The sequence below is a fragment of the Leifsonia sp. HAY1-4F genome (assembly GCF_056755275.1).
On the sequence record NZ_JBNDHX010000640.1, the window covers coordinates 1 to 236 of the forward strand.

1 protein-coding gene is annotated in these 236 nt (G+C 69.1%); it reads left to right on the forward strand.

Annotated features, from left to right (window positions below; translation table 11 throughout):
• A partial coding sequence (locus ACPYOG_RS20805; RefSeq protein WP_481295952.1) for a glycosyl hydrolase family 95 catalytic domain-containing protein occupies positions 1-236 on the forward strand: 236 nt, incomplete at both ends.

A 236-nucleotide genomic window follows, 5' to 3' on the forward strand; every position in this document is an offset into this window, starting at 1 on the left:
CCGTCTATCCCGGGCGCCAGATAACCACAGACACACCCGAGCTGCAGGCGGCTGCGCTGGTGTCCCTGAAGGCGCGCTGTGGGGAACCTCCGCCGGTGGCGGGTGCACCTACCGTGGCACCATTTCGCGCTGAGATGGTAGTAGGCGACAGCCGACGCTCATGGACGTGGCCCTGGCGTGCCGCGCTCTTTGCCCGCCTCGGGGACGGATACCGGGCCGGTGAGATGGTACGCGGG